Below are 10,634 nucleotides of genomic sequence, written 5' to 3'. Positions count from 1 at the left end.
ATAAGCCGCCGTTACCTAAATAACGGATATGTACTCCGACCAAACACCGCCACCAAATGACACACCGTAATCGGGGGCAAGCCCCCTCCCACACTTAGATCACCTGTGCCTCTGGCAGTGGGCTCGTTGGCACACATTGCAACAGCGCCCGGGTGTAGGGATGGCTGGCATCCGCAAACAACGATGCCGTCCCCCCCTGCTCCACCACCCGCCCGTTCTGCATCACCGCAATGCGATCACACAACCGCGCCGCCACGCGCAGGTCGTGGGTGATAAACACAATGCTCAACTTCAAGCGCCGTTGCAGCGACTCCAACAGCTCCAGAATCTGCACCTGAATCAACGCATCCAACGCCGACACACACTCATCCGCGATCAGCACCCTGGGCTCCACCGCCAACGCTCGCGCAATCCCGATGCGTTGGCGCTGGCCGCCGGAAAACTCATGGGGATAGCGTTCAAACGCCGTGCCCGGCAAGCCGACCAGGCTCAACAACTCCCGGGCGCGCTGCTCGGCCTCGGCCTTGGAACGCCCCTGCACCAGAGGCCCGGTCATGATGATGCGGCCCACGGTCTGGCGCGGATTGAGGGAGGCGAACGGGTCCTGGAAGATCATCTGCACATCGCTGCGCAGCGGTCGCAGTTGCCCTTCGGACAGTCCGGCCACGTCCTGGCCCAGCCACTGGATATGCCCGCTGTCGGCACGCAGCAAGCGCACCAGGCAACGGCCCAGGGTGGACTTGCCCGAACCCGACTCACCGACGATGCCCAGGGTCTCGCCTTCATGCAGTTCCAGCTGTACCGCGTCCAACGCTTGGGTGCTGCGCCTGCCCCACCAACCGCTGCGGCTGCGAAACGCCTTGCCCAGTCGCTCGGCCTTGAGCACCACCGGCCCGTCGATCACACCGCGTGGTGCCAACGGCTCGGCCGACACCGCCGCCAGCAGTTGCCGCGTATACGCCGCCTTCGGTTCGCGTAACACCTGCCGGGCACTGCCCTGCTCCACCACCACGCCTTTTTCCAGCACCAGCACACGGTCGGCAATCGCCTCGACCACGGCAAAGTCATGGGTGATAAACAACAGCGCCATGCCCTTGTCCTGCTGGATCTTGCGCAGCAGGTCGAGGATCTGTGCCTGGGTGGTGACGTCCAGGGCCGAGGTCGGTTCATCGGCAATCAGCAGCGCCGGATCGAAGGCCAACGCCATGGCGATTACCACCCGCTGACGTTGCCCGCCGGAGAGTTCAAACGGGTAGGCCAGGCGCAGGCGCTCGGGGTCTGGCAAGCCGACATAGCCGAGCAAATCCACCACGCGCTGACGCCGTTCCCGCAAGGCCTTCACGCCATGGGCGCGCAGGGTTTCATCGATCTGCTCACCGACACGCAGCAGTGGGTTCAGCGCGCTCATGGGCTCCTGGAACACCATGCTGATATCGCGCCCGCGCAGTTGGCGCATGGCGGTCTCGCTGAAGCTCGCCAGGTCTTGATCACGCAAGACCAGGCGCCCGCTTTCCACGCTCAGCGGCGCCGGCAATTGCCGCAGCAGCGCCTTGGCCAACATGGACTTACCCGAGCCGGATTCGCCCACCACACACAAACACTCGCCGCTGCGCAGTTGCAGCGACAGGTCATACAGCGCATGGCTGCGGTCCGCACCGGCGGGCAAGGCAATACGCAGGTGTTCCACACTCAATAACGTCATAGCGACCTCCCCGGCTCAAAGGCCACGCGCAAGCCTTCACCCACACGGTTCACCGCCAGCACACACAGCACAATCGCCAGCCCCGGCAAAAAGCTCATCCACCAGGCATCCCGCAGCAGGCCACGGGAAGCGTTGATCATGTAACCCCAGCTCATGGCTTCCGGGTCGCTCAGGCCGAGGAACGCCAAGGCCGCTTCGGTGAGGATCGCCGTGGCCATCACAAAGGTCATGGTCACCAGCAACGGCGCCAGCGCATTGGGCAGGATTTGTTGCGTGATGATCCCCCACGGCGACTGCCCCAGTACCCGTGCCGCCTGCACGAATTCGCGCTGGCGCAGGGTGAGGAATTCACTGCGCACCAGGCGCGCCACCGCTGGCCACGCCACCAGGGAAATCGCCAGCACGATGGAGCCCAACGACGGTTCCAGCACTGCCACCAGGATCACCGCCAGCACCAGTTGCGGAATGATCTGGAAGAACTCGGCGATGCGCATCAGCACGCCGTCGAGCCAGCCACCGAAGTAGCCGGCGATGGCGCCAACGATCAGCCCCACCAACAACGTCGCCAGGCTGGCCAGTGCGCCCACGGCCAACGACACACGGGCGCCGTAGAGCAAGCCGCTGCCGAGGTCACGCCCAAGCAAATCGCTGCCCAGCCAATGGGCAGCGTCGTGAAACGGCGGCAGCATGGGTTGAGTGTTCATTTCCCAGGGCGAGCTGTTGGTGAGCCACGGTGCGGTCAGCGCCAGCACGGCCAACACCAGCAAAAACACCGCACCCACCAGCGCCGAAGGCTGGCGGATAAAACGTTTGAATACCGCCATCAGCCCTGCCCTCCGGCGCCGATACGCGGGTCGAGGAACCGGCAGATCACATCGGTCAACACGTTAAAGCCCACCACCAGTATCGAGATCACCAGAAAGCCGCCCATCAACACACCGTAGTCACGCTGGGCCAGCGAGTCGTACATCAAGCGGCCGATGCCGGGCCAGGAATACACCACCTCCACCAGCAAGGCGCCGCTGGCCAGTTGACCGAGTTGCAAACCGGCGAAGGTCACCACCGGCAGCAGTGCATTACGCAGCACATGCACAAACAGAATCCGCCGTGGGTGCAGGCCCTTGGCGTGGGCGGTGCGCACGTATTCCTGGCCGAGGGCGTCGAGTACGGCGGCGCGGGTCAGGTGGATATACAACGCCAGGAACAACACGCTGAGGGACAGGCACGGCAACAGCAGATGCTGCAAGCGATCCAGCAACGAGAACTCACGGCCGACGGTTTCCATGCCGAAGGCCGGTAACCAATCCAGGCTGACGGAGAACAGCAGGATCATCAGCATCGCCAACCAGAACGGCGGCATGGCGTACAGCAGCAACGCGCCATGGGAGATCACACCGTCGAGCCAATGGCGTTTCTGCCGCGCCCGCGCCGCGAGCACGCCCAGGGTTACCCCCAACACCGAAGACAGCACAAAGGCCGAGCCCATCAGCGCCAATGTCGCCGGCAAGCGCTCGCTGATCAGTGACCACACCGAGGTCTGGTTGCGGTAGGAATAGCCCAGGTCCAACTGCGCGATGTTGCCCAGGTAAATCAGCAACTGATGCAGCAGCGGCTTATCCAGCCCCATGGTCTGGCGCAACTGCTCGATAAACTGCACATCGTCCACCCCTGCTTCACCGGCCAGCAACAGCGCCGGATCCCCCGGCGCCAAACGGATCAGCAGGAAACTCAACACCAGCACCGCCACCACCATCAGCAGTGCCTTGAACAGGCGCCCACCGAAATACAGCACGCCGTTCATGGCGCGGGGGCGTCGAGGTAGACGCTTTCGTAGTCTTCGTTAAGGCTGGTGGCGGTCTGCAACAGGTTCTTCACCTGCTTGTGGAACAGCGTCGGGTAGCGCATTTCAAAGATCGGTGCGATGGGCAGGTCGGTGTTCAGTACGTTCTCCAACTGGCTGTAGAGCTGCTTGCGCGCCGGGCCTTCCGGGGTGTCGGCGACCTTGGCCCACAACGCATCTGCCTCGGGGCTGTTGTAGCCACTGACGTTGGCGAACGGCGAAGTCTTGAGGATGTAGTCGGAGCGGAACAGGTAGGCGCTGGTCAGGTACGGGTCGCCGATCTGGAAGATGAAGTTGTAGGTCAGGTCGAAGTCCCAATCGCTCACGCGCTGGAACCAGGTCGCCGAGTCGGACGTCACCACTTGCACCTTGAAACCCATGGGTTGCAGGGACTGCTTGGTGTACTCGGCCAACCGTTCCCAGGCGCCGCCCTTTTCGCCGTTGAGCAAACGGATACGCACCGCGCCCACGTCCACGCCGGACTCGGCGATCAGCGCCTTGGCCTTTTTCAGGTCATAGGCGTACTGCGGCAATTGCGGGTCGTGGTACGGCGAGGTCGACACGAATGGCCCCTGAGCCACCTTGCCCGAACCGAAGAAAATGTTGTCCACCACGAACTGGCGGTTCAGCGCATACAGGATCGCCTGGCGCACCTTGGGGTTGTTCAGCGGCGGTTTGCGCGTGTTGATTTGCAGGAAAGCCAGGCCCGAATACAACTCCCAGCCCTTCTCCGACGACTGCACATCCGGCAACGCGGTGAGGCGCTTGAGGTCGGAGTAATCGGCATCGCCGCTGCGCAGCACTTGCACGTCATTGCGCTCGAACGCGGCAGCGCGTGAGGAGCCGTCGGGGATCACGTGAAAGATGATGCTGTCGAGGTGCGGCAGGCCTTTTTTCCAGTAGTGGGGGTTCTTGGCCAGCTTGATATAGGCGCCGCGCTTCCACTCGACAAACACAAATGGTCCGGTGCCGACCGGCTTGAGGTTGTAGGGGTTGTTGCGGTAGTCGGTGTTCTCGTAGAGGTGCTTGGGCACCACCGGGCGCAGGCCGCTGCCGAGGGCCGAAAGCAGAGGGGCGAAGGGCTTCTTCAGCTTGAACACGACGTGCTGCGGGCCGTTGGCGGTGATGCTGTCGACATACTCGCCAATGATGCCGCCCAGGCGCTTGTCCACCTCGGGGTAGAAGGTCTGGAAGCTGAACACCACGTCATCGGCGGTGAACGCCGGGCCGTCGTGCCAGTGCACGTTGTCTTGCAGCACGAAGGTGTAGGTGAGGCCGTCCGGGGAGATGGTCCAGGACTTGGCCAACACCGGTTTGGGTTTGAGGTCGGTGTCAAAGGTGAGCAGGCCTTGCAGCACCTTGCCGCTCACGTATTGAGTGGACACATGGCTGACCACGCCGTGCATCAACGACGGCGGTTCGGGTTGGGCCACCAGGTTGAGCACCCCGCCCTCCTGGGGTTGCGCCAGGGCCTGGCCGGCCAGCAGCGCGGTGCACAGGCCAACGGATGACAGGGCACGGCGAAAAGAGAATGGGCGCATGGAGGCTCCTCGAATGGAAAGTTCTGCGAGGGATTTTGCAAGGGCTGTGCCATGGGGGTTTCAGGCGAGATTGTGGGTGCTATGGGGCGTCAAGCTGATGAAAAAACCACAGCGCTGCGGCTGAGTGTGCAAAAAGCAGCAGCGCTCTGGTTCAAATGTGGGAGGGGGCTTGCCCCCGATGGCGGTGGGTCAGAGACAGATGGGCAAGCTGACACATTGCTATCGGGGGCAAGCCCCCTCCCACATTGAGATCACCAGTGTTCAGATGGCACAGGGTTTGCCCTGTCATCTCCATCTGACCGAACGAGCCTTTACCCATGCCACTGGATTACCTGGGCAACCCCATCGACACCCCCCACCCTTCCACCCGCCAGGGCCTGGACGATTTCATCGGCGGCTTCCTCGGCTACCAGCCCCGCGCCGAAGGCATCCTCGCCGCCGCCGATGCCGACCCCGACTCAGCCCTGGCCAACGCCTTCGCCGGTGTGTTGCTGATGTTCATCGAGTCCCCCGAAGGCCCGGCCCTGGCCGCGAAATACCACCAGCGCGGGGTCGCCGTGAACAGCGACCATCCGCGCGCCCAGTTGTATCTGTCGCTATTGCACGCGTGGATCAACGACGATCTTGATCAAGTCCTGCACCTCAGCGAACACGCCCTCGACCTGTACCCCCGCGACCTGTTCGCCGCCAAGCTCAACCAATACGTGGAATTCAACCGCGGCAACTGGCCCGCCTTGCTGCGCATCGGCCTCAAGGCCACCGCTGGCGCCCCCGACATCGCCCACAGCCACGGCCTGCTGGCCTTCGCCTATGAGCAATGCCATCTGCTGGAAGAAGCCGAAGCCAGCACCCGTGAAGCCCTGCGCCTGCAACCCTCGGAGCCGTGGGCGCAACATGCCTTGGCCCATGTGATGCTGACCGAAGGACGCATCGAGGAAGGCACCGCGTTTCTGGAAAGCGTCGCCCATCATTGGCAGGGTTTGAATTCGTTTATGTACACCCACAACTGGTGGCACCTGGCGCTGTTCTACCTGGCGCGGGGGGAGAATCAGCGGGTGCTGGAGATCTACGACCAGCACGTGTGGGGCATCCTGCCGGAGTATTCCCAGGATCAGGTGGGCGCAGTGTCGTTGCTGGCACGCCTGGAACTGGCCGGCATCGACGTGGGCGAGCGCTGGCAAGCGCTGGCGCCCTATCTGCAACGGCGAGCTGGCGATACGGTGCAGCCGTTTCTCAGCGTGCAGTATTTGTACGGCTTGGCACGGGCCGGCAAGCCGGAAGCGGATGAGTTACTGGCGGCGCTGCAAGCCTACAGTGCTGCGGCGCGGCCGGTGTGGGGTGAAGTCACCTTGCCGTTGGCAAAGGGCTTGTTGGCCCATGCCCGAGGGGAGTGGCAACACGCGCTTGAGCAACTGACGATCGCCCTGCCCCGGCTGAATGAAATTGGCGGCAGCCATGCCCAGCGTGATCTGTTTGCCCAGGTGGAATTGGATGCGCGGTTGCAGGCGGGAGATTGGTTTGGCGCACAGCAAACGCTGGAGTTGCGGCGCCGGTATGACGGGTGGGATGTGCCGACGAATCGGAGTTTGGTGCGGGTGTATGGGGCGCTGGGGCTACCAGAGCAGGCAGCAAAAGCCAAAGCGCGAGTGTCACGATTTACCTGACATACACAGATCAAAATGTGGGAGGGGGCTTGCCCCCGATAGCGGTGGGTCAAGCAAAAATGCTGTGACTGACACTCCCTCATCGGGGGCAAGCCCCCTCCCACATTTGACCGCATTTGACTTAAATTCCGCGTGCGCTGAACACCCCCCGCGCAATCCCCCGCGCCACGCAATCCGCCGCCGCCGCGCCAATCCGGCCAATCTCCACTTGCCGGCGTGGCCCATCGGTCAGTTCCACCGCTGCCGAGGCCAACGCGAACACCGTGTCCCCATCAAACGGCAAATGCGCCGGGCGTACCGCACGGGCAATCCCGTCCTGGGCCATGATCGCCACGCGTTTGCACTCGGCCACAGTAAGCCGTGCGGTGCTGGCGACCACCACCAACGTAGTGTTGGCGCCTGCTTGCAAGCGGCCCATGGAGTCCAGGCGTGACAGCTCCGGCATCGGGTCGCTGCAATCCATCTCGGTGTGCGGGCGCTGGCCGCCGAATTCCCCCGCCACTTCCCACGGCCAGGCCCAGAAGGTTTTGCCATCGGGCATGTACACCGAGCCAATGGGATTGGCGACCACCAATGCGGCGACGATCAGCCCATCGCCCAAGTCGAGGGACGCCGTGCCCAATCCACCCTTCAACACCCCGGCCATGGCGCCACGGCCCGCGCCCACTGAACCCAGTTCAAAGTCTTCACTGGCATTGGCCAGCGCTTCAAACCCCAGGCGCCGGTAAGGCGGTTCCAGGCCCCAGTCCTTGTCCCCACCATTGCCCAGGTCATGCAACACAGCGGCAGGCACGATAGGGATAGCCGGCGCACCAGGCTTGAGGTGCAAGCCCACCTGGTCCTGGGACAGCTTGGCCGCCACCGCATCCGCCGCGCCCAGGCCGAACACCGAGCCGCCGCCAAAGACCAGCGCGTGGAGTTGGCCGACCATGTTTTCCGGTTCAAGGGCGGCGGTTTCACGCCCGCCGGGGCCGCCGCCGCGAATGTCGATGCTGGCGGTCCAGAAACCATCGGGGCGGATCACCGTGACGCCGGTGTCGACGTGCAGGTCCGTGGCGTGGCCGACCGTAAGGCCTGGGATATCGGTGAGGGCGTTGCGCGGGCCGGGTCTAGGCATACAGAAAAAGCTTCCTTGGGTTTAGGTATGGCGTGGGGTGAGCAAGGGGTGTGCCAAACGCCGTTATCCCGGCCTGACGGCGCAAAACCCAGTCGCCTCGAAAACCCTCTGCACAAAAACCAACACCCTGCCCTTCGCCCTGTTAGAAAAACACCAACCCACCGTTCAACAAACCAATAAGACACTGTTTTTAAATAACTTTTCCAGATGGCACAGCCCTTGCTCTCACCGCAACACCAGAGCTTGAACCCAACAAGCCACCTTACCCACTGGAGTGTTGCCCATCATGAATGCCTCTCGCCGCAGGCCTCACCAAGCCTTCGCCCACACCCTGTTATTTATCGCCCTGTGCGAAGCCGCCAGCTACAGCGGCCTGACCCTCGCCGCCGACGCGCCGGCCAGCGACAACCCGCTGGACACCGTAGTGGTGATCGGCAACCGTGGCCAGGCGCGCACCCTCGCTGAAAGCCCGGCGCCGGTGGATGTGATCTCGTCCAAGCAATTGCTCGCCACCGGCCAGGGCGACCTGACCCGCGCCCTGAGCAAAGTGCTGCCGTCGCTGAACCAGCCGGCATCGTCGGGCTTCGGCTCCACGTCGGTGGTGCGCCCCATCAGCCTGCGCGGCCTCAATGGCGACCAGGTGCTGGTGCTGGTCAACGGCAAGCGCCGCCACAACAGTGCGCTGCTGAACAACGGCACCTACCTCAACTCCGGCTCGCAGCCGGTGGACCTGGACATGATCCCCACCGCCCTGGTGGATCACGTCGAAGTGCTGCGCGACGGCGCCTCTGCCCAGTACGGGTCGGATGCGATTGGCGGCGTGGTCAACATCGTGCTCAAGCAGACCGACCACGGTGGCAGCCTGTCCACCAGCTACGGCCAGAACTACGAAAACGGTGACGGCGAAACCGCGCGGCAAACCGGCAATATCGGCCTGGCGCTGCCCAATGACGGCTTTATCAACCTCGCCCTGGACGTGAAGAAACAGAAGATCTCCGACCGGTCCGACAAGGCGCCGTATACCGACTCTGCCGGCAACACCAGCCTGGAACACACCTACTACGGCACCGGCCTGCCCGAGGCGCGCAATTTCAGTTTCGGCTACAACGCCGAGCTGCCGGTGGATGATGCTCTCACCCTCTATTCGTTCTCGACTTACACCCGACGCAACTCGGAAAAACCCCTGGCCTTCCATCAGCCCGCCAGTTTCGACGGTATCGCCACGCCGTTCCCCGAAGGCGTGGAAGACACCCTGCGCTTTATCGAAAATGACTTCCAGGTGGCCTTCGGTGGCAAGGGCGAAGTCGCCGGCTGGAACTATGACCTGTCCAGCACCTACGGCCAGGACCATGCCGAAGCCACCCTGCGCCACACCTACAACCTGAGCTACGGCGCCGACTCGCCGACCTCGGTGGACACCGGCGTGAAGACCTTCAGCCAGTGGACCAACAACCTCGACCTGACCCGCGCCTTCGACCTCGGCCTGCACAAGCCCACGCAAATCTCATGGGGCCTGGAACAGCGCTACGAGAACTACAAGATCGGCAAGGGTGACTACGCCTCCTACGCCAGCGGCCCCTTCACCACCGGCGCCAGCGGTGGCCTGATCGCACCGGGCACCATCTCCGGCGCCGGCACCACGCCAGAGGACGCCGCCGAGAAAGGCCGCACCAGCCTGGCCGGCTACGGCGAGATCGGCCAGGACCTCACCGATAAATGGCACGTGGACCTGGCCGGTCGCTACGAGCATTACAACGACGGTTCGGGCACCACCACCAACGGCAAGTTCGCCACCCGCTACCAACTGACGCCGATCCTGGCGGTGCGCGGTTCCTTCAGCACCGGCTTCCGCGCACCATCCCTGGCCCAGCAGATCTACAGCTCCACCTCGCAAACCAGCGTCAACGGCCAGTTGTTCGACTACCGCAACGTGGCGGTGGACTCCGCAGTGGCCAAAGCCCTCGGCGCCGACACGCTCAAACCTGAGAAGTCCACCAACTTCGGCCTCGGCCTCACCCTGCAACCCACCGATGCCACCAGCATTACCCTTGATGCCTACCAGATCAAAATCAAGGACCGTATCGCGCAGACCGGTTACCTCGGCGGCACCCCGCAAATCAGCGCGATCCTCGCCGCAGCCGGGCTCAACCCGAACCAGGCGGTCACGTACTTCACCAACGCCCTCGACACCACCACCCGTGGCGTCGACCTGGTGGGCGACTACCGCCAGAGCATCGGCGCCTACGGCAACCTGCGCTACACCCTGGGTTTCAACTGGAACACCACGCAGATCGACGATATCCACGCCTCCAGCGTGGCCCAGCAAGCCCTCGGCCCAACCGGTGGCTATGACCGTCAGCGCCAGGGCAACCTCAAGTACGGCCTGCCGCAATCCAAGCTGTTGCTGGGCACCACCTGGACCTATGAAAAACTCGAAGTGGGCCTGAACCTGACCCGCTACGGCGAATACACCCAGTACGGCACCGCCGAACAATACGACCGCACCTTCTCGCCGGCGTGGATCACCGACCTGAATATCGACTACCACCTCACGCCTGCAATCACCCTGAATGCCGGCGCCAACAACCTGTTCAACCAGTACCCGGAACGCACCCACCTGGCCAGCAGCTCGGGCGGTTTCCCCTACGGCAACTTCTCGCCCTACGGCACCACCGGCGGCTACTGGTACACCGGCGTGACCTACAACTTCTAACCCAACCCACCGGGCCGGCTCGCCGGCCCCGTGCGTGACTTTCATGGGAGCCTGTTC

7 protein-coding genes are annotated in these 10,634 nt (G+C 63.4%); 2 read left to right on the top strand and 5 right to left on the bottom strand.

What is annotated here, in order from left to right:
- Positions 1 to 94: 94 nt before the first annotated feature.
- Genes DYL61_RS24975 through DYL61_RS24960 form a run of 4 tightly spaced genes read right to left on the bottom strand, consistent with a single transcriptional unit; the run spans position 95 to position 5,083 of the window.
- Positions 95 to 1,702 carry a dipeptide ABC transporter ATP-binding protein gene (locus DYL61_RS24975; protein ID WP_135310551.1) on the bottom strand — a complete coding sequence of 536 codons (1,608 nt, stop codon included), beginning with the start codon at positions 1,700 to 1,702 and terminating at the stop codon, positions 95 to 97.
- A complete protein-coding gene (locus DYL61_RS24970; protein ID WP_135310550.1) occupies positions 1,699 to 2,526 on the bottom strand; it encodes an ABC transporter permease in 828 nt (275 codons plus the stop codon). The genes DYL61_RS24975 and DYL61_RS24970 overlap by 4 nt, the downstream gene beginning before the upstream one ends.
- The gene (locus DYL61_RS24965) at positions 2,526 to 3,503 is read right to left on the bottom strand and encodes an ABC transporter permease (protein WP_135310549.1); all 978 of its coding nucleotides are present in this window, start codon (positions 3,501 to 3,503) and stop codon (positions 2,526 to 2,528) included. Before DYL61_RS24965 ends, DYL61_RS24970 begins: the two co-directional genes overlap by 1 nt.
- Positions 3,500 to 5,083: an ABC transporter substrate-binding protein gene (locus DYL61_RS24960; RefSeq protein WP_135310548.1), complete on the bottom strand. Its 1,584-nt coding sequence runs from the start codon at positions 5,081 to 5,083 to the stop codon at positions 3,500 to 3,502. Before DYL61_RS24960 ends, DYL61_RS24965 begins: the two co-directional genes overlap by 4 nt.
- 317 nt (positions 5,084 to 5,400) lie before the next feature.
- Here DYL61_RS24960 and DYL61_RS24955 point away from each other — a divergent pair, with 317 nt between their 5' ends.
- Positions 5,401 to 6,747 (top strand): tetratricopeptide repeat protein, encoded by a 1,347-nt coding sequence (locus DYL61_RS24955; RefSeq protein ID WP_135310547.1) that lies wholly within the window; start codon positions 5,401 to 5,403, stop codon positions 6,745 to 6,747.
- Positions 6,748 to 6,868: 121 nt separating this feature from the next.
- On the opposite strand, the gene DYL61_RS24950 is transcribed toward DYL61_RS24955, so the two are convergent.
- Positions 6,869 to 7,864 (bottom strand): P1 family peptidase, encoded by a 996-nt coding sequence (locus DYL61_RS24950; RefSeq protein ID WP_135310546.1) that lies wholly within the window; start codon positions 7,862 to 7,864, stop codon positions 6,869 to 6,871.
- A gap of 286 nt (positions 7,865 to 8,150) precedes the next feature.
- Between DYL61_RS24950 and DYL61_RS24945 the strand changes: the two genes are divergently transcribed.
- Entirely contained in the window at positions 8,151 to 10,577 is a 2,427-nt protein-coding gene (locus DYL61_RS24945; RefSeq protein WP_135310545.1) for a TonB-dependent receptor plug domain-containing protein, read from the top strand.
- Positions 10,578 to 10,634: the final 57 nt, after the last annotated feature.

Source organism: Pseudomonas nabeulensis (assembly GCF_004682045.1).
In the GTDB taxonomy this organism is placed as follows: domain Bacteria; phylum Pseudomonadota; class Gammaproteobacteria; order Pseudomonadales; family Pseudomonadaceae; genus Aquipseudomonas; species Aquipseudomonas nabeulensis.
Note: the sequence above shows the minus strand (reverse complement) of the source record. Positions and strands in the feature narration are given on the sequence as shown.